This is a genomic window from Bradyrhizobium canariense (assembly GCF_018130465.1).
Lineage (GTDB): Bacteria > Pseudomonadota > Alphaproteobacteria > Rhizobiales > Xanthobacteraceae > Bradyrhizobium > Bradyrhizobium canariense_C.
Map to the genome: position 1 here is coordinate 268,571 of NZ_JAFCKJ010000009.1, position 25,877 is coordinate 294,447.

At 65.3% G+C, this 25,877-nt stretch carries 21 protein-coding genes; 16 read left to right on the plus strand and 5 right to left on the minus strand.

The window, feature by feature from the left end; all coding sequences use genetic code 11:
- Positions 1 to 24: 24 nt before the first annotated feature.
- Both JQ591_RS23945 and galE read right to left on the minus strand, forming a co-directional pair.
- Positions 25 to 1,827, minus strand: a complete 1,803-nt coding sequence (locus JQ591_RS23945; protein ID WP_211398424.1) for an ABC transporter ATP-binding protein — start codon at positions 1,825 to 1,827, stop codon at positions 25 to 27.
- A gap of 118 nt (positions 1,828 to 1,945) precedes the next feature.
- Positions 1,946 to 2,959 carry a UDP-glucose 4-epimerase GalE gene (galE, locus tag JQ591_RS23950; RefSeq protein WP_211398425.1) on the minus strand — a complete coding sequence of 338 codons (1,014 nt, stop codon included), beginning with the start codon at positions 2,957 to 2,959 and terminating at the stop codon, positions 1,946 to 1,948.
- A gap of 125 nt (positions 2,960 to 3,084) precedes the next feature.
- On the opposite strand from galE, the gene JQ591_RS23955 reads away from it, so the two are divergent.
- Entirely contained in the window at positions 3,085 to 4,122 is a 1,038-nt protein-coding gene (locus tag JQ591_RS23955; protein ID WP_211398426.1) for a glycosyltransferase family 4 protein, read from the plus strand.
- Between the two features lie 178 nt (positions 4,123 to 4,300).
- On the opposite strand, the gene waaF is transcribed toward JQ591_RS23955, so the two are convergent.
- Positions 4,301 to 5,371: a lipopolysaccharide heptosyltransferase II gene (waaF, locus tag JQ591_RS23960; protein WP_211398427.1), complete on the minus strand. Its 1,071-nt coding sequence runs from the start codon at positions 5,369 to 5,371 to the stop codon at positions 4,301 to 4,303.
- 160 nt (positions 5,372 to 5,531) lie between these two features.
- Between waaF and rfaD the strand changes: the two genes are divergently transcribed.
- The 6 genes from rfaD to JQ591_RS23990 all read left to right on the plus strand — a co-directional run bounded on the left by rfaD (position 5,532) and on the right by JQ591_RS23990 (position 13,501).
- A complete protein-coding gene (rfaD, locus tag JQ591_RS23965; protein ID WP_211398428.1) occupies positions 5,532 to 6,512 on the plus strand; it encodes an ADP-glyceromanno-heptose 6-epimerase in 981 nt (326 codons plus the stop codon).
- Between the two features lie 11 nt (positions 6,513 to 6,523).
- Positions 6,524 to 8,008 (plus strand): D-glycero-beta-D-manno-heptose-7-phosphate kinase, encoded by a 1,485-nt coding sequence (rfaE1, locus tag JQ591_RS23970; protein ID WP_211398429.1) that lies wholly within the window; start codon positions 6,524 to 6,526, stop codon positions 8,006 to 8,008.
- On the plus strand, positions 8,005 to 9,294 hold the full coding sequence (locus JQ591_RS23975; protein WP_211398430.1) for an O-antigen ligase family protein: 1,290 nt from the start codon (positions 8,005 to 8,007) through the stop codon (positions 9,292 to 9,294). Before rfaE1 ends, JQ591_RS23975 begins: the two co-directional genes overlap by 4 nt.
- Positions 9,295 to 9,420: 126 nt before the next feature.
- The gene (locus tag JQ591_RS23980; protein WP_211398431.1) at positions 9,421 to 11,334 is read left to right on the plus strand and encodes a nucleoside-diphosphate sugar epimerase/dehydratase; all 1,914 of its coding nucleotides are present in this window, start codon (positions 9,421 to 9,423) and stop codon (positions 11,332 to 11,334) included.
- Positions 11,335 to 11,336: 2 nt separating this feature from the next.
- Positions 11,337 to 12,557: a glycosyltransferase family 4 protein gene (locus tag JQ591_RS23985; RefSeq protein ID WP_211398432.1), complete on the plus strand. Its 1,221-nt coding sequence runs from the start codon at positions 11,337 to 11,339 to the stop codon at positions 12,555 to 12,557.
- Positions 12,554 to 13,501, plus strand: coding sequence for an NAD-dependent epimerase/dehydratase family protein (locus tag JQ591_RS23990; RefSeq protein WP_211398433.1), 948 nt, complete (start codon positions 12,554 to 12,556; stop codon positions 13,499 to 13,501). The genes JQ591_RS23985 and JQ591_RS23990 overlap by 4 nt, the downstream gene beginning before the upstream one ends.
- Here JQ591_RS23990 and JQ591_RS23995 read toward each other — a convergent pair.
- The gene (locus tag JQ591_RS23995; RefSeq protein WP_211398434.1) at positions 13,489 to 14,508 is read right to left on the minus strand and encodes an MraY family glycosyltransferase; all 1,020 of its coding nucleotides are present in this window, start codon (positions 14,506 to 14,508) and stop codon (positions 13,489 to 13,491) included. The two genes, JQ591_RS23990 and JQ591_RS23995, sit on opposite strands and share 13 nt — an antisense overlap.
- Positions 14,505 to 15,464 (minus strand): lysylphosphatidylglycerol synthase transmembrane domain-containing protein, encoded by a 960-nt coding sequence (locus JQ591_RS24000; RefSeq protein ID WP_211398435.1) that lies wholly within the window; start codon positions 15,462 to 15,464, stop codon positions 14,505 to 14,507. The genes JQ591_RS23995 and JQ591_RS24000 overlap by 4 nt, the downstream gene beginning before the upstream one ends.
- Positions 15,465 to 15,680: 216 nt before the next feature.
- On the opposite strand from JQ591_RS24000, the gene JQ591_RS24005 reads away from it, so the two are divergent.
- The 9 genes from JQ591_RS24005 to JQ591_RS24045 all read left to right on the plus strand — a co-directional run bounded on the left by JQ591_RS24005 (position 15,681) and on the right by JQ591_RS24045 (position 25,767).
- Complete coding sequence (locus JQ591_RS24005; protein WP_211398436.1) at positions 15,681 to 16,670, plus strand: SDR family NAD(P)-dependent oxidoreductase; 990 nt, start codon at positions 15,681 to 15,683, stop codon at positions 16,668 to 16,670.
- Positions 16,671 to 16,677: 7 nt separating this feature from the next.
- Positions 16,678 to 18,090: a mannose-1-phosphate guanylyltransferase/mannose-6-phosphate isomerase gene (locus tag JQ591_RS24010; protein ID WP_211398437.1), complete on the plus strand. Its 1,413-nt coding sequence runs from the start codon at positions 16,678 to 16,680 to the stop codon at positions 18,088 to 18,090.
- 183 nt (positions 18,091 to 18,273) lie between these two features.
- Positions 18,274 to 19,278, plus strand: coding sequence for a Gfo/Idh/MocA family protein (locus JQ591_RS24015; RefSeq protein ID WP_211398438.1), 1,005 nt, complete (start codon positions 18,274 to 18,276; stop codon positions 19,276 to 19,278).
- A 39-nt stretch (positions 19,279 to 19,317) separates the two neighbouring features.
- A complete protein-coding gene (locus JQ591_RS24020) occupies positions 19,318 to 20,469 on the plus strand; it encodes a DegT/DnrJ/EryC1/StrS family aminotransferase (protein WP_211398471.1) in 1,152 nt (383 codons plus the stop codon).
- A 43-nt stretch (positions 20,470 to 20,512) separates the two neighbouring features.
- Entirely contained in the window at positions 20,513 to 22,039 is a 1,527-nt protein-coding gene (gene murJ, locus JQ591_RS24025) for a murein biosynthesis integral membrane protein MurJ (RefSeq protein WP_211398439.1), read from the plus strand.
- A 161-nt stretch (positions 22,040 to 22,200) separates the two neighbouring features.
- Positions 22,201 to 22,617 carry an SRPBCC family protein gene (locus tag JQ591_RS24030; RefSeq protein ID WP_211398440.1) on the plus strand — a complete coding sequence of 139 codons (417 nt, stop codon included), beginning with the start codon at positions 22,201 to 22,203 and terminating at the stop codon, positions 22,615 to 22,617.
- A 283-nt stretch (positions 22,618 to 22,900) separates the two neighbouring features.
- The gene (locus JQ591_RS24035; protein WP_211398441.1) at positions 22,901 to 23,179 is read left to right on the plus strand and encodes a DUF1127 domain-containing protein; all 279 of its coding nucleotides are present in this window, start codon (positions 22,901 to 22,903) and stop codon (positions 23,177 to 23,179) included.
- Positions 23,180 to 23,353, plus strand: a complete 174-nt coding sequence (locus tag JQ591_RS24040) for a hypothetical protein (RefSeq protein ID WP_211398442.1) — start codon at positions 23,180 to 23,182, stop codon at positions 23,351 to 23,353.
- Positions 23,354 to 23,457: 104 nt separating this feature from the next.
- A complete protein-coding gene (locus tag JQ591_RS24045) occupies positions 23,458 to 25,767 on the plus strand; it encodes a xanthine dehydrogenase family protein molybdopterin-binding subunit (RefSeq protein ID WP_211398443.1) in 2,310 nt (769 codons plus the stop codon).
- The last annotated feature ends 110 nt before the right edge of the window (positions 25,768 to 25,877 follow it).

Genomic DNA, 25,877 nt, shown 5'->3' on the forward strand with positions numbered 1-25,877 from the left:
GCTGCTCGTGTGGTGAAAGGAACTCTATGCGGTTGCGCTGATCGGCGCCAGAGCGCCGGCGTCGTGATGTTGCAGGCGGAAGAACGAGGCGTAGCGCCCGCCGCGGCGGAGCAACTCGTCATGCCGGCCCTGCTCGACGATCTCGCCGCCCTCGACCACCAGGATCGCATCGGCGTGCATGATGGTGTGCAGGCGGTGCGCGATCACGATGGTGGTGCGGTTCTGGCAGAGATGCTCGATCGCCTCCTGCACCTGCCGCTCGGACTCGGAATCGAGCGCGGCTGTGGCTTCGTCGAGCAGGATGATCGGCGCGTTCTTGATCAGCGCGCGCGCGACCGCGATGCGTTGGCGCTGGCCGCCGGACAGCTGCGTGCCGTGCTCGCCGACGGGCGTGTCGTAGCCGAGGGGGAAGCCCATGATGAAATCATGCGCGCAGGCCGCCTTGGCGGCATCGATGATTTGTTCTTCGGTCGCGCCCGACCGGCCGAAGGCGATGTTGCTGCGGATGGTGTCGCGGAACAGATAGACGTCCTGACCGACATAGGCGGTCTGAGCCCGCAGCGATTTTCGCGAGACCGCGCCGATCGACTGGCCGTCGATCACGATGTCGCCTTGCGTCACCTCGTAGAAGCGCAGCAGCAACGCCAGCACGGTCGATTTGCCGCCGCCGGAGGGGCCGACCAGCGCAGTGACCTTGCCGGGCTCGGCAACAAAACTCATGCGGTTGAGCACGGTCTCGCCGCTGCGATAGGAGAAGCTGACGTCACGCAGCTCGATGCGTGCATTCGACAGTTTCAGCGCCGGCTTGTCGTCGTCGGAATGCTCGCTCGCGGGGCTGTCGACGACTTCGAGCAGCATGCGGGCGCCGACGAGCTGGCTGTTGAGGTCGATGTTGAGCCGCGCCAGCCGCTTGGCCGGCTCGGTCGCCATCAGGAAGGCGGTCATGAAGGAAAAGAACGCGCCGGGCGTGGCGTTGAGCGCGACCACGCTGTAGCCGCCATAGAGCAGGCAGCCGGCGACCGCGAAGCCGCCGAGCATCTCCATCAGCGGATTGGAGCGGTTGGCGACACGGGCCATCTTGTTGGCGTTGCGCTCGACGATCGCGATGTTCTCGTCGATGCGGTTCTGCATGGTGTCTTCGAGCGTGAACGCTTTCACCGTGCGGATGCCCTGCAGCGATTCCTGCATCGTCTCCAGGATGTCGGCGGTGCCGGTGAACTGGTTGTAGGCGAGGCCCTTGATGCGCTTGACCAGCTTGCGCAGCACCAGCATCGCCGGCGGCACGGCGACGAGGCCGATGAACGACATCACCGGATCCTGCCACACCATCACGCCGATCATGGCGAGCAGCATCATGAGGTCGCGCCCGACGGCATTGACCAGCATGTTGAGGACATCGGTGATGGACTTTGCGCCGGCCGTCAGCCGGGCCAAGAATTCCGACGAATGCCGCTCGGAGAAGAAGCCGACGCTCTCGCGCATCAGCTTGGCGAACAGCTGGCGCTGGTTGGTGGCGAGGATGGCGTTGGAGATCTTGGTCAGGATCACCATGTGGCCGTAAGTCGCCACGCCCTTGATGAAGAGCAGGATCACCGTGATGCCCGAGAACATCGCGATGCCCGGGATGTTCTTGTCGACATAGGCTTGGTTGATCACCTGGCCGAGCACGTAGGTCGCGCCCGCGGTCGATCCGGCGGCAAGCGCCATCAGCGCGAAGGCGACGAGGTAGCGCCGCCAGTAGAGGATCCCCTGTTCCGTGACCAGGCGGCGAATCAGGACCGCTGCCGCATAGGGATCGTCGGTGATTTTCTTTGGAAACTGAGCCATCCGCAGTCCATTGACGGCACAGGAAAAAGCCTGCCCGCGCGTCAGGGATCGAACGGCCTCTGTGCCCGCTAAAGCTGCGCTTTTCAAGCCCAATTAAGGGCTTGCGCCCGGATGGAATCTAGGCCGATGCGGCGTGGCGGAGCTCGCCGTGACGCTCGCGGAACAACTTGTCCTCCCAAGCCAGCGCATGGGCTGCGATGGTCTCGAGGTCGTCGTATTGCGGCTTCCAGTCGAGCAGGCCGCGGATGCGGCTGGTGTCGGCGACCATGGTCATGATGTCGCCGGGCCGGCGCGGGGCGTATTGCACGGCGAAGCTGCGCCCTGAAACCCGGCGCACCGCGTCGATGGTCTCCAGCACCGAATAGCCCCGGCCATAGCCGCAATTGAGCGTCGTCGAGGCGCCGCCATTGCGCAAATAGGCGAGCGCCGAGCGATGCGCCTGCGACAGGTCCGTGACGTGGATGAAGTCGCGGATGCAGCTGCCGTCCTGGGTCGGATAGTCGGTGCCGAACACGTCGATCTTGGCGCGCTGGCCGGTCGCGGCTTCCACCGCGATCTTGAGCAGGTGCGTGGCGCCGACGGTGGCAAGGCCGATGCGGGCCTGCGGATCGGCACCCGCGACGTTGAAGTAGCGCAAGGCCACGTATTGCATGCCGTAGGCGGCGGCGACGTCGTGCAGCATGATCTCGGTCATCAGCTTCGACGAACCGTAGGGCGACAGCGGCCGTGTCGGCGCATGCTCGGGCACCGGCACCAGGTCCGGATTGCCGTAGACCGCCGCGGTCGAGGAGAAGATGAAGCGGTTGATGCCACGCTTGACGGCGACGTTGAGCAAATTGCGCGCGGTCGTGAAATTGTTGCGGTAGTAGCCGAGCGGATCGCGCATCGAATCCGGCACGACCACCGAGCCCGCGAAATGGATGATGCTCTCGATGTTGTGCTGGGCGATCACGCCTTCGAGCAGGTTCTCGTCGCCGGCATCGCCAATGAACAGCGGCACGCCTTCGGGCAGATAAGCCGAGAAACCGGTGGAGAGATCGTCGATCACGACGACGTCCTCGCCGGCTTCCGCCAGCGCCAAAACCGTGTGACTTCCGATATAGCCGGCACCGCCGGTGACAAGCACAGTCATGGTCTCACCCGTCTTCGATCAACGCTCTAAGCTAACGTTTACGTGGTGAAGAGGGGGTATCGGCGCGGCTGAACTGGTCACTATGCTTAATGTTGCGTATAGGGACTTTCGAAACGGAGCGTGACGTGGCGAATTCCCCAAGCGATCTCGAAGTGATCGTGCCAAATCTGCACAGGCGCTATTCCGGGGTCACCGCGACCAACCGGATGGTGGCGCCGCGGCTGGCAAGGCTGTTTCGCGCCGCGTGGTTCGGCTCCGACGCGCCGGAGGGGATCGCGCGCCTGAGCGGAGCCGATCTCCTGAAGTTGTGGCGCCGCAAGGCGCCGGTGATCTGGCATGCGCGCCGCAACGACGAGATGATCGCGGGCGTGCTGTTGCGCGCGCTCGGCTGGCCGTTCAAGCTCGTCTTCACCTCGGCGGCACAGCGCCATCATAGCTGGATCACGCGCTGGCTGATCCGGCGCATGGACGCGATCATCGCGACATCGGATCTTTCGGTCTCGTTCCTGAAAGTGAAGGCGACGGTGATTCCGCACGGCGTCGACACCGCCGTCTACGCGCCGCCGGCAGATCGCACTGCCGCCTTCGCGGAAGCCGCGCTGCCGGGCCGCTACGCGATCGGCTGCTTCGGCCGCGTGCGCGCGCAGAAGGGCACCGATGTGTTCGTCGATGCGATGTGCCGCTTGCTGCCGCGCTATCCGGATTTCACCGCAATCATCGTCGGCCAGGTCACACCCGAGCAAACCGTTTTTGCAAACGACCTGAAGAAGCGCATCGAAGCGGCCGGCCTGCAATCGCGCATCGTCATCACCGGCGAACTGCCGATCGAACATGTGCAGCGCTGGTATCAGCGGCTGACGATCTACGCCTTCACCTCGCGCAACGAAGGTTTTGGCCTGACGCTGATCGAGGCGATGGCGGCCGGCAGCGCGCTGGTCGCCGCGCGCGCCGGCGCGGCCGAGCTCGTGGTCGAGGATGGCGTGACCGGCGTGCTGGTCCCGACCGGTGATGCCGATGCGCTGGCAGCAGCGCTGGAGCCGCTGATGCGCGATGTGGCTACCGCAACCGCTATGGGCGAGCGCGGGCGGGCACGGGTGCTCGAACGATTCAGCCTCGATGCGGAAGCGGCGCGGATCGGCGAGGTCTATCGGCCGCTGCTCTGAACCACTGCTGTCGCGTCCCCAAAACAAAAACCGCGAAAACAACCCCATGCACAGTAGCCGACGACAACGAAATCAATGGCTTGGCGGCCTCCTCGAAGCTGCGGATTTTACGAAGTCGATTTGACTCGTCGGGCAAAACACCGGCATGATGTCATCATCGGCGCAGCCTCCACGGCCTTCACGTCGAAGCCCGCGTCCCGGCCTCCCTCAGCACCCTCTCCGCAATCTGCACCACCTCGCTCGCCGCGATATCCCGCATGCAGCGGTGGTCGTTCATCTTGCAGATCGTGCTCTGGCAGGGCTGGCACGACAACACGCTCTTGTCCTGGACCACGGTCGCGGCGAGGCCGTTGAGGGGGGCCCAGAGATAGGGGCTGGTCGGGCCGAAAATGCCCATGGTCGGCGTGCCCAGGGCGGCTGCAATGTGCATCAGGCCGGAATCGTTGGAGATCGCGACGCCGGCCGCGGCCATGGCCATCACGCCGTTGCGCAGATCATTGCCGGTGAGGTCCCGGACCCCCGGGCCGCCGGCCGCGACGATCTCCTGGGCCAGGCCCTTTTCCCCGGGGCCGCCGACTACCCAGACTTCCAGCCCGCGTTCGGCCAGCAGGCGGGCGGCTTCCGGATAGTAGGTCCAGCGTTTTGACACCCCGACCGAGCCGGGGGCGAGCGCGACGGCAGCGCCGGCGCTGAGGCCGTTGGCCTGCCGCCAGCGGACGATGTCCTCGGCCGGGACCCGCAATTGCGGCACCGGCCATTCCGCGGGCAGGGGGGCGCCATCGGGCTGGGCGAGGGCGGCGTTCTTGTCGATGAAACGGGGCAGTTTCTTCTCGCCCCAGCGCCAGCGGTTGAGCAGACCAAAACGGAACTCGCCGACGAAGCCGACCCTTTCGGGGATACCGGCCAGCGCGGGCGCAATGGCCGCCTTCCAGGTCCGGGGCAGCACCAGGGCGGTGCCGTAATTCCGCTCGCGCAGGAGCTTCGCCAGGCCGAGCTGGCGGCCCACGGCGAGCCGGCCGCGCGGCAGGTCCCAGACGATCGCATCGCGCACGCCGGGCATGTAGTCGACCAGGGGGGCGCACAGGGACGTCGTCAGGAGATCGACCGGCCGGTTCGGCCAGCGCTCCTTCAGGACCCGCACGACGGTGTGATTCCGGACGAAATCGCCGATCCACATGTAGGGGACGATCAGGATCGGGCGCGTGTCGCTCCGGTCTGCATCTCCACTAAGTTGCGAATCTTTGTTCATTCGTTGATAGGACCGAGGGCGTGCTGATGTGGCGGTTCGGTTAGCCGCTCCGGGCCGGCAGGTAAAGCCGGCCGAACGGCAATCCCAAAACCGCTTACACTTTGGCGGATCATGCGCTAGGGCAGGACCGGGTCGCAAAATATCGGGCAGGGTAGGTGGAATGTTGCTGGTGACCGGCGGGGCCGGTTTTATCGGATCGAATGTCGTCGCCGCGCTGAACGAGGCCGGCCGCAGCGACGTCGTCGTCTGCGATTTCCTTGGCAACGAGGGCAAATGGCGCAACCTCGCCAAGCGGCAGCTTGTGGATATCGTGCCGCCGGCTGAGCTGACGGACTGGCTGAAGGGCCGCAAGCTCGATGCCGTGATCCATCTCGGGGCGATTTCCGCGACCACCGCGACCGACGGCGACCTTGTGTTCGAGACCAACTTCCGCCTGTCGATGCGCATTTTGGACTGGTGCACGGCGAATGCGGTGCCGTTGATCTACGCCTCCTCGGCGGCGACCTATGGCGACGGCGAGGCAGGATTCGACGACGACGTCTCGGTCCCTGCGCTGAAGAAACTGCGGCCGATGAATCTCTACGGCTGGAGCAAGCACCTGTTCGATCTCGCCGTCGCCGAGCGCGCAGCGAGCGGCGAGAAGCTGCCGCCGCAATGGGCCGGGCTGAAATTCTTCAACGTGTTCGGCCCCAACGAATACCACAAGGGCTCGATGATGAGCGTGCTGGCGCGCCGCTTCGACGACGTCAAAGCCGGCCGCGTCGTGCAATTGTTCAAGTCGCATCGCGAGGGCATCGCCGACGGCGATCAGCGCCGCGATTTCATCTATGTCGACGACGTCGTGCGCGTCGTCATGTGGCTGCTGGCGACGCCGTCGGTGTCCGGCCTCTTCAACGTCGGAACCGGCAAGGCGCGCAGCTTCAAGGATCTGATGCTCGCGGCTTATGCTGCGCTCGGCGCCAGGCCCAACATCGAATACATCGACATGCCCGAGCAGATCCGCGGCAGCTACCAGTACTTCACCCAGAGCGAGGTCGATCGCCTCCACCGCGCCGGCTATAATGGTGGTTTCACCACGCTCGAGGACGCGGTGAAGGCCTATGTCGAGGATTATCTCGACCGGCCCGACCGCTTCCGCTGAGGCCCATCACCATGCCGACGCCCATTCTCGATTTCGATGCCCTCGCGCAAGCCATCTCAGGCCGCACGGTGCTGTGCATCGGCGACATCATGCTGGACGAGTTCGTCTATGGCGAGGTGTCGCGGATCTCGCCGGAAGCGCCGGCGCCTGTCATCGCGGCACAGCGCAGCGAGATCCATATCGGCGGTGCCGGCAATGTCGCGCGCAACGTCGCCGCGCTCGGCGCGCGCTGCATCTTCGTCGGCCTCGTCGGCGAGGACGATGCGGGCAGGCAGCTCGCCTCGGCGCTTGCGGAGCAGGGTGCAATCGAAAGCGTGCTGGTGTGCGATCCCTCGCGTCCGACCACGCGAAAAGTCCGTTTCGTCTCCGAGCATTTTTCCACGCACATGCTGCGTGCGGATTGGGAGCAGGCCCACCCTGCTTCCGATACGATCGAGACGAAGCTGATCGAAGCGATCCTGCCGCAGATCGCGCGCGCCGACATCGTGCTGCTGTCCGACTACGCCAAGGGCGTGCTGACCGCCCGCGTCATCCGCCACACGATCGACGCCGCGCGAAAGCTCGGCAAGCCCGTGATCGTCGATCCGAAGAGCCTGAACTGGGCGATCTATCGCGGCGCGACGCTGCTCACGCCCAATCGCAAGGAATTTTCGGAAGCGACCCGAAGCCGCGCCGACACGCCGCAGAGCATCGTCGATGCCAGCGAGGACGTGATGCGGCTCGCCGATTGCGAGGCGATCCTGGTCACGCAAGGCGAGCACGGCATGACGCTGGTGCCGCGCAACGGCGAGGCCGTTCACGTTCCGGCGTTCCCGGTGAAAGTGCGCGACGTCTCCGGCGCCGGCGACACCGTTGCCGCGGCGCTCGCGGTCTCGCTCGCCACGGGCGCGGACTGGGACACGGCGCTGCGCACGGCCAGTGCCGCGGCCGCCGTCGCCGTCGGCAAGCAGGGCACAGCCACCGTAAGCGCGGCCGAGCTGAAGCGAAGGATCTTGCCGCATGCCTATCTCGCGGCCGAGGAGAAGATCGTGCTCGAGCCTGATACGCTCGACGCGCAGCTCGCGGAATGGAAGAAGCAAGGCCAGCGCGTCGGCTTCACCAATGGCTGCTTCGACATCCTGCATCCCGGCCACGTCAAGGTGCTGACCGCGGCGCGCTCCGCCTGCGACCGCCTGATCGTGGGCCTCAACAGCGACGCCTCGGTGCGGCGGTTGAAGGGCGCCGACCGCCCCGTTCAGGACGAGCGGGCGCGCGCGGAAGTGCTGGCGGCGCTGGAAGCCGTCGATCTCGTCGTCATCTTCGAGGAGGACACGCCGATCGACCTGATCACCCGGATCAAGCCGAGCGCGCTCGTGAAGGGGGGTGATTACACCCGCGAGCAGGTGGTCGGTCATGAGGTCGTCGAGGCCGCGGGCGGGACGGTCGTGCTGGTCGACATTCTCCAGGGCTTCAGCACGACGGCGCTGGTTCATCGCGCGCGGGGAGAGAGCAAGTGACGACACTCGCCGGGGAGACGACCGGCCAGGTGCTGTGGCGGCGTCTGCGCAGTCCGGCGGCCTGGTCCGAGACGGTCGATCTGTTCGCGATCCTGACCGCGGCCTCGCTGCCATGGTCGACGTCGCTTGCGGCGATCTTCAATGTTCTGATGCTGCTCTGCATGGTGCCGTTCCTCGACGTCCGTGAGTTCCTGCAATCGCTCAGGCGTCCGATCTGCGCGGCGCCGGTTGCTCTGGTCCTGCTCGCGCTGGTCGGGACGCTGTGGTCGGACGCGGCCTGGGGCGCACGCTTCTATGCGGTCAATCCGACCGTCAAGCTGCTGGTGCTGCCGGTCCTGCTCTATCATTTTGCGCGCTCGCCGCGCGGACATTGGGTGTTCGTCGCCTTCCTTGTGTCCTGCGCGCTGTTGTCGGTGATGTCCTGGGTCGTCGCGTTCTACCCCGACCTCGCGCTCAAATCCGATCGCGTCGAGCGCGGCATCTTTGTCAAGAACTACATCGACCAGAGCCAGGAGTTCACGCTCTGCGCGGTCGCGCTCGCCTATCCGATCGTGCAGTTGCTGCGCCAGAAGCGCTACTGGATCGCCGGGCTGCTCACGGCGCTTGCGCTCGCCTTCTTCGTCAACATGGCGTTCGTGGTGGTGTCGCGCACTGCGCTCGTCACCATTCCGGTCCTGTTCGGCGTGTTTGCGTTGCTTCATCTGAGATGGCGCAGCATCGCGATCATCTCCGCGGCCCTGCTCGTGGGCGCGGTTCTCGCCTGGCAGGCCTCGCCGCAATTGCGCAAGACCGCCGACAGCTTTGCCAGCGACTACACACGCTATGTCGAAAAAGGCGCGGCGACCTCGGCCGGCTTGCGGCTCGAGTTCTGGCGGAAATCCCTCGGCTTCTTCGCGGAGGCGCCGATCAAGGGGCACGGCACGGGCTCGACGCGCGGATTGTTCGAGCGGGCCGCGACGCCGGGCAGTGGACTGTACCAGGCGTCCGCCGAGGTGATCGGCAACCCGCATAACCAGACGCTGAACGTTGCCGTGCAATGGGGCATCATCGGCATTGTCGTTCTCTACGCCACCTGGATCCTGCATCTGCTGTTGTTTCGCGGCGACGGGCTCGCTAACTGGGTCGGCCTCCTGGTCGTGGTCCAGAACGTCTTCACCTCGCTGTTCAACTCCCATCTGTTCGACTTCCACGAGGGCTGGATGTACGTCATCGGTGTCGGCGTTGCCGGCGGGATGGTGATCCGGGCCCAGCAGGCCGAGACGAAGGCGGCGGAAGCCGGTTCCTGAACGGCCGCGCGGATGGCAAGCCTTAACTGGCAAGTCTCGACCGACAAGCCTTGACTGGCATGTCCGGCCGAGATGGGTTATCAGCGCGGACAGGTTGCACCTCAACGGATTTTCATCGGTCAGCGGATGACGCGTCTTTCGCATCTCACTTTGCGCAATTTCCTGATCGCGCTCCACGACCTGCTGGCGACCACGGCGGCGCTGTTCGTCGCCTTCTATCTGCGCTTCGAGGGCGGCGACGGTTTCTTCGACCGCCTGCCGCTGCTGGTCCAGATCCTGCCCTATTTCCTCGCCTTCAGCGTGGTCGTGTTCTTCGTCTTCAACCTGACCACGACGAAATGGCGCTTCATCTCGCTGCCCGACGCGCTGAACATCATCCGCGTGGCGGCCGTGCTGACGGTTGCACTCCTGGTGCTCGACTACATCTTCGTCGCTCCCAACGTCCGCGGCGCTTTCTTCCTTGGCAAGGTGACCATCGTCCTCTACTGGTTCCTCGAGATCTCCTTCCTCAGCGCGTTGCGCATGGCCTACCGCTATTTCCGCTATACGCGGGTGCGGCGTCACGCCCGGACCGGGGATGCCGCGCCCACGCTGCTGATCGGCCGCGCCGCGGATGCCGAGGTGCTGTTGCGCGGAATCGAGAGTGGGGCGATCAAGCGCATCTGGCCGGTCGGCGTGCTGTCGCCGTCGAGTTCCGATCGCGGCCAGTCGATCCGCAACGTCCCGGTTCTGGGGGGCGTTGATGACATCGAGGATGTCGTCGCCGACTTCGCCAAGCGCGGCAAGCCGATCGCGCGCGTCGTGATGACGCCGACGGCATTCGAGCCGGAGGCCCATCCCGAATCGATCCTGATGCGGGCGCGCAAGCTCGGTGTGATCGTGAGCCGCATGCCCTCGCTCGAGAGCGGCGATACGCCACGGCTCACGGCCGTCGCCGTCGAGGACCTGCTGCTGCGGCCGAGCGAAAAGATCGACTATGCGCGGCTCGAGGCCCTGATCGAGGGCAAGGCGGTGATTGTCACCGGCGGGGGCGGCTCGATCGGTTCCGAGATCTGCGAGCGTGTCGTCGCGTTCGGCGCCGCGCGCCTTCTGATCGTGGAAAATTCTGAGCCGGCGCTCTACGCGATCACGGAGACGCTCGCGGCGCAGGGCACGGCTGCTTCGATCGAAGGGCGGATCGCCGACATCCGCGACCGTGAGCGCATCATGCGCCTGATGGCCGAGTTCAAGCCGGACATCGTGTTCCATGCCGCCGCGCTCAAGCACGTGCCGATCCTCGAGCGCGACTGGAGCGAGGGCGTCAAGACCAACATCTTCGGCTCGATCAACGTTGCCGATGCCGCGCACAGCGCCGGCGCCGAAGCCATGGTGATGATCTCGACCGACAAGGCGATCGAGCCGGTGTCGATGCTCGGCCTCACCAAGCGCTTCGCCGAGATGTACTGCCAGGCACTCGACCATGACCTTGCGGCGGGTCACGGCGGCGCCAGGCGGTCGATGCGGCTGATCTCGGTCCGGTTCGGCAATGTGCTGGCGTCGAACGGCTCGGTGGTGCCGAAGTTCAAGGCCCAGATCGATGCCGGCGGTCCCGTGACGGTCACGCATCCCGACATGGTCCGCTACTTCATGACCATCCGCGAGGCCTGCGATCTCGTCATCACGGCGGCAACGCATGCGCTCGGAACGCAGCGTTCGGACGTGTCGGTCTACGTGCTCAACATGGGCCAGCCGGTGAAGATCGTCGATCTCGCCGAGCGCATGATCCGTCTCTCGGGCCTGCAGCCCGGCTACGACATCGAAATCGTGTTCACCGGCATGCGGCCCGGCGAACGCCTGCACGAAATCCTGTTCGCCTCCGAGGAGCCGACCCGCGAGATCGGCGTCGCCGGCATCATGGCCGCGCAGCCGAACGAGCCGCCGATGCAGACGCTGCGCAAATGGATTGCGGCGCTGGAGCAGGCGATCGCGCGCGATGATCGGGCCACCATCAGGACCATCCTGAAGGATGCGGTTCCGGAATTCGGGTCGACCGCGGCCTGACCATGCAGCCTCGAGGCAAGATCGTCGTCGCGAGCCAGCATTACCCGCCTGATCCGAGCACGACGGCGGCGATCATGGCCGAGATCGCGTGCCGCATCGCCGGGGATCACGAGGTGGTGGTGCTGTCGGGCTCATCGGGCGCGTTGCCGGCGTCGCAAACCGGCCCGGGCAAGCCGCGCGTCGTCGCCGTCAAGAACAGGATGGCGGGCAAGGCGGCGCTGGTGCGGCGCGGCGCCTCCGAGCTGCTGTTCGCGGTGCGCACGTTCCTGGCGTTGACGCGGGAGCTGAGGCGAGGCGACGTCGTGCTCACCGTCACCGCACCGTTCATGTTGCCTTACGCGGTCGCGGCGGCGGCAAGGCTGAAGGGCGCGCGCTCGGCGTTGATCATGCACGACCTCTTCCCCGACGTGCTGGTGATGGCGGGCCTACTGAAGCCCGGTTCGATCGTGACCATGACGATGCGCGCCGCCAACAGCCTGATGTTCCGCGCGCTCAATGCCGTCATCACCATCGGCCGCGATGCGGAACGGCCGCTGCTGAGCTATTCCGGCATGACGCGGAGCAAGATCCGCTTCATCCCGAACTGGGCGACGCTCGTGGCCGCACCCCGGCCGGTGACGGCGGATAATCCGTTCCGCAAAGCGCTCTCCGCGCGTTTCATTGTCGGGCTGTCGGGCAATCTCGGTTTCACCCATGATCCGGAGATCGTGTTCGAGGCGGCGCGCCTTTTGAGGGCCGAGCCTGACATCCACTTCCTGCTCTCCGGCTGGGGCATCGGCTTCGAGCGGTTGAAGCAGTTGCAGACTGAGGCGAACTTGCCCAATGTCTCCTTCGTGGCGCGGGTCGAGGATGCCGAGCTCGAGGCATTCCTGGCGGCTGCCAATCTCTGGATCATTCCGTACCGGAAGGACGTTGCGGGGGTGTCGGTGCCGAGCCGGTTCTACAATCTGCTGGCGGTCGGCCGTCCCGTGGTGCTGGTCTCCGAACCGGAGGCCGAGGCCGCGTTGACGGTGGTGGAGAGCGGGCTGGGCTGGGTCGTGACGCCGGGCCGTGCCGATCAACTGGCCGAGGCGATCCGTGCGGCGTCTCGCTCCGACGGCGTCGCTATTGCGGAGCGCGCGGTGAAGGCGGCAGCGAAGTTCGATCGCGTCACCGCGATGAACGCCTATGCCGCCCTGGTCGACGAATTGTTGCGCAACCCCGAACTGGCGGAGCAACGATGAACGAGCGCAAGCCAGTCGTGCTGGTGACGGGTGCGAGCGGTTTCGTCGGCCGTCATGTCGTGCCCGCGCTGGCGCGCGAGGGTTGGTCGATCCGCCGCGCGGTGCGCAAACCGGAAGGCATGGACGACGAGGTCGTGATCGAAACGATCGGCCCCGAAACCGACTGGCAGGCCGCGCTCCAAGGCGTCGACGCCGTCGTTCATCTCGCCGCGCGGGTGCATCACAAGCACGAGGAGCATGCGGTCCAGCTCTACCGCAACGTCAACATTGCCGGCACGCTGCACCTGGCGCGCAGTGCGGCGACGGCTGGCGTGCGCCAGTTCATCTTCATCAGCACCGTTCTCGTGCACGGTCGCAGCAATGAGGGTCGCGCGGCGTTCAGCGAGGACGATATCCTGACGCCGCGCGGTCTCTACGGCATGTCCAAGGCCGCGGCCGAAGCGGGCTTGAAGACGCTGGCGCGCGACACCGCCATGAAGATCTCGGTGATCAGGCCGCCGCTGGTCTATGGTGCGGGCGCCAAGGGCAATTTCGCGCTGCTGACGCGTGCGGTGAACCTCGGGCTGCCGCTGCCCTTTGGCGCGATCCACAATCAGCGCGCCTTTCTTGCCGTGCAGAACCTGTCGTCGTTCATCCTGCGCCGGCTCTCTCATCCCGATCCCGCGAGCAATTTCGAGATCTTCCTGGTGGCCGACAGGGAGCAGGTCTCGACGCCCGAGTTCATCGAGCGGCTGGCCGGGGCTGCCGGCAAGAACTCGCGGATGTTCGGTATGCCGCCGGACCTGCTCAGCACGCTGCTGAGAGTGATGGGCCGGCAGGATACGCATGACAGCCTGATCGGCTCGCTCGAGCTCAACCTCTCCAAGGTGACCGCAACCGGCTGGCATCCGCAGGTCTCCCTCGATGAGGGCCTGCGGCTGGCGCTGTCGGCTCAGGATGCCTGAGGGCGGGAGAAACGGCGCAGCACGAATCCGACCGCGATCGCGCCGGCGAGCAGCGCGATCAGCGTGATCGTCACCGAGCCGGCGCGAGCGGTGACGATGGCAAGCCCCGCGAGCACGAGATTGAGCACCAACACCTCGCCGATCACGCGAGAGACAGTGAAACCGTGGTCGGTGGCGCGCTGGTAGAAATGCGAGCGATGCGCCGACCAGAATTGCTCGCGCCTCGCGATGCGCCGGAACAGCGTGATGGTCGTGTCCACGAGGTAATAGGCCGGCAGCAACAGCGCCGCGGCGGGCTGCCCCCGCCAGGCGAGCTCGAGCAGGCACCAGCCTAGCAAAAGGCCGATCGGCAGGCTGCCGACATCGCCCAGGAAGACTTTTGCGATCGGCTTGTTGAACGGCGCAAAGCCGAGCATGGCGCCGCACAGCGTCGCCGCGATCAGCGCGGCCGGCCACGACAAATCGCCGAGCAGTCCCAGCAGCAGCAGCGCCGCGGTGACGGGCACGACTTCCGCCACCGTCATCAGGTCGAGCCCGTCCATGAAGTTGACGAGGTTCACGAACCACACGCCCGCCAGCAGGATGAGTCCGCGCTCCAGCGCGAGCGGCAGCGCAGGCGCGATGCGCGCGGTCTCGGGCGCGGTGAACACGACGGCACCGACCGCGGCGGCCTGCAGCACGAGGCGCACGAGCACCGGCAGCGACATGATGTCGTCGGCAAATCCGACCAGGGCGATCAAGACCGTCGCAGCGATCAGCGCCGGCGGAATCGCGACGTTCGCCCAGACTGCCCAGGCTGATGCGACCAGCAGCGTCGCTGATATCACCGCGATGCCCGCACCCTGCGGGGTCGGGATGCGGTGAGAGGACCGCGCGTTGGGCCGCGCCATTGCGTAACGCTGGAGCAGGGGGCGGCTGGTCCAGGTGATGACGCCCGACACCAGCGCGGCAATCGCAACGGCAAGCAGCGAGGGTACGGCGCCGAGGGCGTCAACGGCCGCGTTCACTCCGGCACCCCGAGCGGCGCCGATCCCTGCGCGGCTTTCTCCGCGCTGAGGATCCAGACCAGGCCGCCGACCGCGCCGACGAGGAAGTACACGGCGCCGAACAGCAGCGAGACGTTGACCCCCTCGTTTGCGGCCAGCCCCGCGAAGCCGAACGCGAGGCCCATGGTGGCTTCACGCACGCCCCAGCCGGCGATCGAGATCGGCATCATCGTGATCAGCATCACCGGCGGCACAAGCACAAAGACGTCGCTGAAGCCGACCGGCGCCGCGATCGACTGCACCACGCACCAGGCGACCACGACGGCCAGCACATGCACGGCGAGCGACAGGATCACGACGGCCGGTCCGCGCGAGCGGCTGAAGATCACGCGGTTGGCGATCACGGCACAGGCGTGAATGTGATGCGTGGCCCACCAGGTTCTCAGCCAGTGCCATTTCAGCGCGCCGAAGACCAGGAAGCCGAGACCACCCGCGAGCGCCGCAAGGTCGACGAGCAGCAGCGCCGAGCGCCCGTGCGGATCGGCGATGAGGCTGTAGCTCCAGGGCAGGCTCGCGACGATGATGATCGCGAGCGCGATCAAACCGATCGCGCGATCGACGAAGATCGAGTAGGTCGCAGCGCGCCAGCCGGCGCCGGCGCGCGCGACGAGCCACAGCCGGACCGCATCGCCGCCGATCGCCGACGGCAGGGTCTGGTTGAAGAACGATCCGATCACGTTGTAGCGCATGGCCCGGCCGAGCTCGAGCGGGGCGCCGCATTCGGCGCTGACCTCGCGCCAGCGCAGCACGCCGACGAAGATCTGCAGGAACGTGACGGCGATCGCCAAGCCGATCCAGAACAGGCTGGTCACGGTGAAGCGCGAAAACAGTTCGGACAGATCGACCTTGCGCAGCGCCAGGTAGAGCAGCGCTCCGGAAATCAGGATCTTGGCCGTCGACAGCAGGATTCGGCGCATTTCGCCCGCATGAACAAGGGTTTTGAAGCAACCCGACGCAGGGCGCCGAATTCGGCCGCTTTGGTATGGTTTTGGCGCCGATCTTGCAATAGCGGTGATCAAGAGCCCTCATGCAGGGCGGCGGAGCTATTGCGAGCCCGTCGATACGGCGGCTAAAGAGGCGCTGCGGGCGAAAGATCGAGCGACGGATCGGGCGAAGGAGTCCTTGGGAACAGGATGACGGATCAGGCGATTTTGGTCACGGGCGCCGCCGGTTTCATCGGCTTTCACGTCGCCCGGCAGCTTTTGGGCGAGGGCCGGTCCGTCGTCGGGCTCGACAATCTCAACAGCTATTACGACCCGGCGTTGAAACAGGCGCGCCTTGCGCTGTTGCGCAGCGATTCACGTTTCGCCTTCGTCGAGGCCGATCTCGCCGACCGCGAGACCATCGCGGCGCTGTTTACGCGACATCGATTTGCCAAAGTCGTGCATCTCGCGGCCCAGGCCGGCGTGCGCTACTCGATCGAGCAGCCGCAGGCCTACGCCGATTCCAATCTCCAGGGCTTTCTCAATGTGCTGGAGGGCTGCCGGCACAATGGCTGTCGTCATCTCGTCTACGCCTCGTCATCCTCCGTTTATGGCGCCAACACAAAACTGCCATTTGCCGTGCAGGACCGGACCGACCATCCCGTGAGCCTCTATGCCGCGACCAAGAAGGCGAACGAGGTGATGGCGCAGTCCTACAGCCATCTCTACCGGCTGCCGGTCACGGGCCTGCGCTTCTTTACCATCTACGGCCCCTGGGGTCGGCCCGATATGGCCATGTTTCTGTTCGTGAGCGCCATCATGGCGGGAAGGCCGATCCGGCTCTTTAACCATGGCAAAATGCGTCGCGACTTCACCTATATTGACGACGTCACCCGTGTAGTGTCCAAGCTGATCGATCGAGTGCCCGCGGATGACCCGGCTGCCGCAAATGCGCCGTCTAAGGTCTACAATGTCGGCAACCACCACCCGGAAGAGCTGATGCATGTCGTCGGACTTCTGGAGCAGGAGCTGGGTCGGACGGCGATCAAAGAATTGCTGCCGATGCAGCCGGGAGACGTTTTGGAAACGTTCGCGGATGTCGAGGACCTGATGCGCGACACCGGCTTTGCACCGTCAACGCCGATCGCGCTCGGAGTTCGTAATTTTGTCACCTGGTATCGGGACTACTTCAAGGTTTGAAATGACGATGGACAAACGCATTATCCCCCTGATCATGTGCGGCGGTGCCGGAACGCGGCTGTGGCCGGCGTCGCGCGAGGTGCGCCCCAAGCAGTTCCTGCCGTTGTTCGGCACGCGCTCGACCTTCCAGGACACGCTGCTGCGCGTCTCGGAGGCCTCGCTGTTCGATCGCCCGATCGTCATCACCAATGCGTCCTACCGCTTCATGGTGCTGGAGCAGCTCGCCGAGATCGGCATCGAGGCCGACGTGATCCTCGAGCCGATGCGGCGCGATTCCGGCCCCGCGATCGCCGCGGGCGCGGTGTTCGCGCAGAACCGCTCGAGTGAGGCGATCGTGCTTGCGCTCGCCGCCGACCACGTGGTGCAGGACAATGCGGCCTTCGTCGCGGCGTGCCGCCAAGGCCTCACCGCCGCGAGCGCCGGGCGCATCGTCACCTTCGGCGTCAAGCCGGAGCGGCCGGCGACCGAATACGGCTATATCAGCCCGGGCGAGGTCATCTCCGGCGAGGTGCACGCGGTCGCGCGCTTCGTCGAGAAGCCGGATGCCGTGAAGGCGGCCGACTACGTCAATTCCGGCTATCTCTGGAACAGCGGCAACTTCATGTTCCCGGCCACTGTGTTGCTCGACGAATACCGCAAGGTCGATGCTTTGAGCGTGGAGGCGATTTCCAATGCCGTGACCAATGCCGGCCGCGATCTCGGCTTCGTGACGCTGGACCCCGAGGCGTTCGGCGCGGCCAAGGCGATCTCGATCGACTATGCGGTGATGGAGAAGACCTCGCGCGCAGCGGTCGTGCCGGTGTCCTGCGGCTGGTCCGACGTCGGCTCCTGGCACGCGGTGTGGGAATTGTCGGACAAGGACGCGCAAGGCAATGCCGCGCACGGCACCGCCGTGTTCGAAGATAGCCGCAATTGCAACGTCACCACCGACCAGGCGCTGGTCGCGCTCGAAGGCGTCGACGATCTCATCGTGGTCGCGACCGCGGATGCGGTGCTGGTCTCGCGTCAGAAGGATGCCAACGGCCTGAAGCGGCTCGTGACCAAGCTCAAGACGGTGGCACCGAAGGTCACCGAGGAGCACCTCAAGGTGCATCGGCCCTGGGGCAGCTACCAGTCGGTCGACAATGGCGAGCGCCATCAGGTCAAGCGCATCGTGGTGAAGCCGGGCGGGCGTCTGTCGCTGCAGAAGCACCATCATCGCGCCGAGCACTGGATCGTGGTCCGCGGCGCTGCCCGCGTCACCGTCAACGAGACCGTCAAGACGGTGCACGAGAACGAGTCGATCTACATCCCGATGGGCGCGGTGCACCGGATGGAGAACCCCGGTAAAATCATGCTGGAACTGATCGAGGTCCAGACTGGAAGCTATCTCGGGGAAGACGACATCATCCGGATTGAAGACGACTATCAAAGGTCGTAACCAGCACACTCCGAATCACGCGACCCGGGCCAAAAGAGTGGTCTCTTTCAGAGGCTTAAGGCCCGGGGAACGTGTAACTTTTTGAATCAAATCGTGTCCGGCCCGCTAGCTCCGCATTCGCCACAAATGTGGCGTCCGTGCTAGAAGCGCCCGGGGATTTGCGTTGAATCGGGGTTTGCTCAAATGAGTTCCAAAGGATCTGCACCGGCAAAGGCCGGCTTGCGCGTCGGCGTCATTGGCGCCGGCGTGATGGGCAGCAACCACGCGCGCGTGCTCGCGGGTCTTCCCGGCATCAGCCTCGTCGGGGTCGTCGATCCTTCGCCGGCACATCGCGCACGCGCGATGGAGCTCGCCAATTGCGCGAGCTTCGAGACGCTCGACCAGCTGCTGGCCGAAGGCGTCGATGCGGTCACCATCGCGGCGCCGACCCATCTGCATCACGAGGTCGCGCTCGCCTGCATCGCCAAGAACATCCACGTGCTGGTCGAGAAGCCGATCGCCTCCACGGTCGCCGAAGGCCGCGAGATCGTCGCTGCCGCGCAAAAGGCCGGCGTGACGCTGATGGTCGGCCATGTCGAGCGCTTCAATCCGGCGGTCGCCGCCGTCAAGCAGGCGATCGCGGGCGAGGACATTCTGTCGATCGCGATCACCCGCGTCGGTCCGTTCCCGCCGCGCATGTCCAATGTCGGCGTCGTCATCGACCTCGCCGTGCATGACATCGACCTGATCCGCTGGTTCACCGAATCCGACATCGTCGAGGTGCAGCCGCAATTGTCGAGCGCGGTCGCCGAGCGCGAGGACATCGCGCTCTTGCAGTTCCGCACCGCCAACGGCGTGCTCGCCCACATCAACACCAACTGGCTGACGCCGTTCAAGGCGCGCAGCGTCACGGTCGCGACCCGCGGCAAATACGTGATGGGCGATCTCTTGACGCGCCAGGTCACCGAATGTTTCGGCTTCAAGCCTGACGGCAGCTATTCGATGCGGCATCTGCCTGTCGGCCATGACGAGCCGCTCCGCGCCGAGCTGATCGCGTTCCTCAAGGCCGTGCGCCATGGCGAGATTCCGGCGGTCACCGGCGACGAGGGCGTCGCCAGCCTCGAGATCGCCACGCAGTGCCTGGAGACGCCCTCGCGTCCCGCCGCGACGTCGCCCGCCCGCAAGGGTCCGCGCCGCATCGCCGGCTGATCTTTCTCAATGTCGACCGCTCAAAACCCGCAAGGCGCCATGAACCAGCATCTGCGTTCCGAACCAATTCCCTTCATCGACGTCGCCTCGCAGCGCCGCCGGCTCGGCGACTCGCTCGACGCGGCCGTCAAGCGCGTGCTCGACCATTGCCAGTTCGTCAACGGCCCTGAAGTCGCGGAGCTCGAGAAGCAGCTCGCGGCCTATTGCGGCGCCAAGCACGTCATCGGCTGCGCCAGCGGCACCGATGCGATCCTGATGGTGATGATGGCGAAGAATGTCGGGCCGGGCGACGCCGTGTTGTGTCCGTCCTTCACCTTCATCGCGACTGCTTCGCCGGTGGCGCGGACCGGCGCGACGCCTGTCTATGTCGACGTCGACGAGGCGACCTTCAACATGAGCCCGGAATCGCTGAAGCGCGGCATCGCGACCGCCCGCAAGGCCGGCCTCAAGCCCGTCGCGATCATTCCGGTCGACCTGTTCGGCCAGCCGGCCGATCACGACGCCATCGCCGAGATCGCCAAGGCCGAAGGCCTGTTCGTGCTCGACGATGCCGCGCAGGGTTTTGGCGCGAGCTACAAGGGCCGCAAGCTCGGCACCCTGGCGCTTGCCACCGCGACCAGCTTCTTTCCCGCAAAACCGCTCGGCTGCTTCGGCGACGGCGGCGCGATCTTCACCGATGACGACGAGCTCGCTGCGACGCTGCGCAGCATCCGCGTGCACGGGCAGGGCGTCGACAAATACGACAACGTCCGCCTCGGCCTGACCGGCCGGCTCGACACCATGCAGGCCGCGATCCTGATCGAGAAGCTGAAGATCTTCGACGACGAGATCGCCGCTCGCAACAGGGTCGCCGAGCGCTACGCACGAGGACTCAGCAACGTGGTCACCGTGCCGCGCGTTGCTCCCGGCAATACCTCGGTCTGGGCGCAGTACACGATCCGCCTCCCTGAGGGCACCGACCGCGACGGCTTTGCCGCCGCGCTGAAGGCCCAGGGCGTGCCGACGGCGATCTATTACGGCAAGTCGATGCATCAGCAGACGGCCTACAAGCAGTACCCGGTCGCCGAGGGCGGCCTGCCAGGCTGCGAGAGCCTGTCGCAGGACGTCATCAGCCTGCCGATGCATGCCTATCTGACCGAAGCCGACCAGGAGCGAATCATCGCGGCCGTGCGCGGCGCGCTTTCAACCTGATTTCGCCGTTTTGCTGCGCGAGCTCTTCCTTTAGAAGGGAACGATGCTCGGACGTATCTTCACGGTTGGTGGTTACACGCTGCTCTCGCGGCTGACGGGATTTGCTCGCGACATCATGCTCGCGGCGATCCTCGGCGCCGGCCCCGTGGCCGACGCCTTTTTCGTGGCCCTGCGGCTACCCAACCATTTCCGTGCGATCTTTGCCGAAGGCGCCTTCAACGCGGCCTGGGTGCCGGCCTATGCCCATGTCCACGGTGAGCGCGGGGAGGCATCCGCGCGACTGTTCGCCGACCGCATCTTCACGCTGCTGCTGGCCTCGCAGGTGGTGCTGCTGATCGTCGCCTGGCTGTTCATGCCGCAAGCCATGAGCATTCTGGCGCCTGGCTTCAGTGAGGACGCCGAGCAGCGCAAGCTTGCGATCGAGCTCACACGGATCACCTTTCCCTATCTGCTGCTGATCACGCTGGTGACGCTCTACGGCGGCATGCTCAACGTGATGCAGCGTTTCGCCAGCGCCGCGGCGGCCTCGATCTTCCTCAACATCTCGATGATGATGACGCTGGCGCTCGCCGCCTGGTTTCCCAGCGCGGGCCACGCCGCCGCCTGGGGCGTCCTGATCTCGGGCTTCCTGCAATATTTCCTGCTCGCAGGCGATCTCGCCCGCCATGGCGGCCTGCCGCGCTTTGCCCCGCTCAAGCTCGACGAAGACGTCCGCGGCTTCTTCAAGGCGCTGGGACCAGCGACGCTGGGCTCGATGGGCACGCAGGTCGCGCTGTTTGCCGACACCATCATCGCGACCTTCCTCCCCGCCGGCGCCCTGTCGGCGCTGTATTATGCCGACCGCCTCAACCAGCTGCCGATCGGCGTGATCGGCATCGCCATCGGCACGGTGCTGCTGCCGGAGATGTCGCGGCGGATCACCGCCAACGATCATGACGGCGCGATGAAGGCGCAGCGCCGCGCCTTCGATTTCACGCTGCTGTTCTCGATCCCCTTCGTCGCCGCGTTCCTCACCGTGCCCGACGCGATCATGCGCGCGCTGTTCGCCCGCGGGGCGTTCTCGAAGGCCGATGCCGCCGCCGCTGGCGCTACGCTCGCGGCCTATGCCATCGGTCTGATCCCCTTCGTACTGATCCGCAGTGCGGTCGCGACCTTCTATGCGCGCAAGGACACTGCGACGCCGGTTCGGGCGTCGCTGACCGGCATCGCGGTCAACGTCGCCCTGAAAATTGCCTTGATGGGATCGCTGGCCCAGATCGGCCTGGCGCTGGCGACCGCCGTCGGTGTCTGGACCAATCTGCTGATGGTGCTGTTCTTCGCCGTGCGCCGAGGCTTTCTCGTGCTGGACCGCGCCTGGCTGTTGTCCCTCGCCAAATTCCTGCTGACCGGGATCATCCTGGCCGGCGCTTTCTGGCTCATCGCGCGCTTTGGCGGTCCTTCGTTGGGCTCGATGCACTTCCGGGACGAATTGACGCTGCTTCTCCTGGCCGTCGGGGGCACGATCGTCTATGCGCTCGCGATCCTTGCGCTGTTCGGCCGCCGCTGGCTGGTCTCGCTGGTGCGCGGCTAGCTTTTTCATATTTTCAACGCATTGACGGCCCGACCTTGTCGGCACGGGCCAGTCTCGATCGTCCTTGGATGGACACATCTCGGAAGTGCGGTGGATGGACCCTGCACACGTGAGGTGATGCCGTCACTTCGATCCGGCAAACCGAACCAGGAGCAATTTTTATGAGGATCACCGTCGAAACCAACGTAGCAGCCCCCATCGATCAGGTCTGGCGCGCCTATACGACGCCTGCCGACATCATGAAGTGGAACGCCGCGTCCGACGACTGGCATACGACCAAGGCGACCGTCGACCTGCGAGAAGGCGGTGCCTTCTCATCTCGCATGGAGGCCAAGGACGGCAGCATGGGCTTTGACTTTGCCGGTACCTATACGAAAATCGTCGAGCACAAGCGGATCGAATACGCGTTCGGCGAGCGAAAAGCCGAAGTCGAGTTTGTGCCCGGCCCGAAGGGCATCCTCGTCCGCGTTGTCTTCGATGGCGAATCGACGCACTCGGTCGAGCAGCAGCAAGGCGGTTGGCAGGCAATCCTCGACAACTTCGCACGATACGTGGAAGCGAAGCAGACGAAGTCGTGAAGGCGTGCAGGGGGAAGAGAAGAGGGAGCGAGGTGCTCGCCTCCAGGATGCAGCCGAAATCCACGCATCCCTTGATTTCGCGCGATTGCTGTGGTATTCGCATCTCATGATCAAATCAGTGCGCAACATCAACTCGATGCACATGACCCGCTTCGGCTGGGCCGTGGAAGGAGTCGCGCGCTAGGAATTCGACGACGACATCTCTTCCACCAGGCCCCGCCGGCATCGGACGGGGCCTTTTGTTTGGCCACGCTCCCTGCCGGCACAACAGCAGGAGCATCCGATGCCACCCCAACAGACGAACATCTCATCCGAGACCGAGAGGCTCCCCCTCGAACTCGCATCGACGTGGAGCATCCTAGGCTTGCTCGCGCGATACTGGCGTGCGCTCCAGGACTGGCGCTGGCGGCAGGGCCCTCAAATCGCCTTGCAGGACCTGAGTGACAGGGAGCTGATGGATATCGGCCTGACGCGTGGCGAGGTCGACTACATCTCGCCGGAACGGGCTATCGATAAGCTGAGAGATCGCGCGATGCATCCGTGGGGCCGTGGTGTGATGTAAATGATCAGGCCAGCCGAAGCGGACATGCGCTTTGCGAACAAGCGGCGGTCAGCGCGGCTGCTTGTTCTCATGCGTGCACTGCGGGGCGGGTTCGGCAACTATCATGCCATCAAGCGGACCGATCCTCACAGCGAAATGACCGAGTTGCGGCTCTTCCGTTCCATCCTGCTCTGACAGGTGAGGGCGGTGGACGATTTTCGCATGCCTAAAGCCGTTTGCCTTACCACTTTTTCCACGGCAATATGCCGGCAAAACAACCATGCGGACGTGGAGATCAAATGGCAGCCCCTATCAAGTTCGGCGTCGGCCAGAGCGTGTTGCGCAAGGAGGATGACGCACTCATCCGCGGCAAGGGCCGCTATACCGACGATTATGCGCCGCAGGCCGTGCTCCGCGCCCTGATGCTGCGTTCGCCGCACGCGCATGCCAAATACACCATCGATGCGAGCCGCGCCCGCACCCTTCCCGGCGTTGCGCTGGTCCTGACCGCCGATGACGTCAAGGATCTCGGCAATCTGCCCTGCCTGTTCAATCTCGAGACCGATCCGTTCACCGGACCGCCTTATCCGATCCTCGCCAAGGACGAGGTGCGCCATGTCGGCGATTCCATCGCCTTCGTGGTCGCCGAGACCATCGACCAGGCCCGTGACGCGATCGAGGCGATCGACGTCAAATGGAGCCCGCTGTCGGCGGTGACCGGCGTCGTCAACGCCGTGAAGAAGGGCGCGCCGCAGGTCTGGCCGGACAAGGCCGGCAACGTCCTGTTCGACGTCTCGATCGGCGACAAGGCGGCGACCGAAGCCGTCTTTGCGAAAGCGCATGCGGTGGCCGAGATCTCCATCGTCAATCCACGCGTGGTGGCGAACTTCATGGAGACGCGCGCGGCGGTGTGCGAATACGACGCCAAGCGCGACCATCTGACGCTGACCGTCGGCAGCCAGGGCAGCCATCGGCTGCGCGACATCCTCTGCCAGAACGTGCTGAACATCCCGACCGACAAGATGCGGGTGATCTGCCCCGACGTCGGCGGTGGTTTTGGCACAAAGCTGTTTCCGTACCGGGAATACGCTCTGCTGGCGGTCGCCGCGCGGCAGCTGAAGAAGGCCGTGAAATGGGCGGCCGATCGCACCGAGCACTTCATGGGCGACGCGCAGGGCCGCGACAACGTCACCACCGCGAAGATGGCGCTGGCCGAGGATGGAAAATTCCTCGCGATGGATTGCGACCTGATGGGCGACATGGGCGCGTATCTCTCGACCTTCGGCCCCTACATTCCCCACGGCGGCGCCGGCATGCTGCCGGGCCTCTACGACATCCAGGCCTTCCACTGCCGGGTGCGCACCATCTTTACCAACAGCGTGCCGGTCGATGCCTATCGCGGCGCGGGCCGGCCCGAGGCGGCCTATGTCATCGAGCGCCTCGTCGATGCCTGCGCGCGAAAACTCGACATGACGCCGGACGCCATCCGTCGCAAGAATTTCATTCAGCCGAAGGCGCTGCCCTACAAGACCGCGACCGGCAAGGTCTACGATTCCGGCGACTTCGCCGCGCATCTCAAGCGCGCGATGGAAATTGCGGATTGGAAGGAGTTTGGCAAGCGCGCCAAGGCGGCCAAGAAGAACGGTCTGATCCGCGGCATTGGACTTGCGAGCTATGTCGAGGTCTGCGGCACCATGGGCGAGGAGACCGCCAATGTGCGGATGGATCCCAATGGCGATATCACTGTCCTGATCGGCACGCAGTCGAGCGGGCAGGGCCATCAGACCGCCTATGCGCAGATCGTTGCCGAGCAGTTCGGCGTCGCGCCCGAACGCGTGCACGTCCACCAGGGCGACACCGACATGATCGCCACGGGCCTTGGGACCGGCGGCTCGGCTTCGATCCCGTCGGGCGGCGTCAGTGTCGAGCGCGCCACCCGCGAGCTCGGGCAGAAGCTCAAGGAGATCGCGGCGCAGGCGCTGGAAGCCAGCGCCGGCGATTTGGAGATTACTGACGGCTTGGTGCGCATCGCCGGCACCGACCGTTCGATCTCGTTCGCCGATCTCGCCAAGCGCCCCGGCGCCGACCCGTCGAAGCTGAACGCGAGCGCGACCTTCGCCAGCGCCGACGGCACCTATCCGAACGGCACCCATGTCGCGGAGGTCGAGATCGATCCGGCCACCGGCATCATCAAAATCGTCAACTACGTGATCGTCGATGATTTCGGCAAGACGCTCAATCCGCTGCTGCTGGCCGGCCAGGTCCATGGCGGCGCCATGCAGGGCATCGGCCAGGCGCTGATGGAGCAGGTGGTCTATGGCGCGGGCGACGGCCAGCTCATCACCGCGACCTTCATGGACTACGCGTTGCCGCGCGCGGCGGACGGGCCGGCCTTCGTGTTCGAGACCGCCAACGTTCCATGCAAGACCAATCCGCTGGGGGTGAAGGGCGCGGGCGAGGCCGGCGCGATCGGATCCTGTCCGGCCGTCGTCAACGCCATCGTCGACGGGCTCTGGCGCGAGTACAAGATCGACCATATCGACATGCCCGCGACCCCGGAGCGGGTGTGGATCGCCGTCAACGAGCACCATCGCCGTCACAGCCTGTGATTTCGCAGGATCCGGAAAAGTGTGTAGCGGTTTTCCGACAAGATCATGTGCGACCAATACAGGCGCGACGATTTATCGTCGCGCCTTCCACGGAATGAAATCTGCCGAGC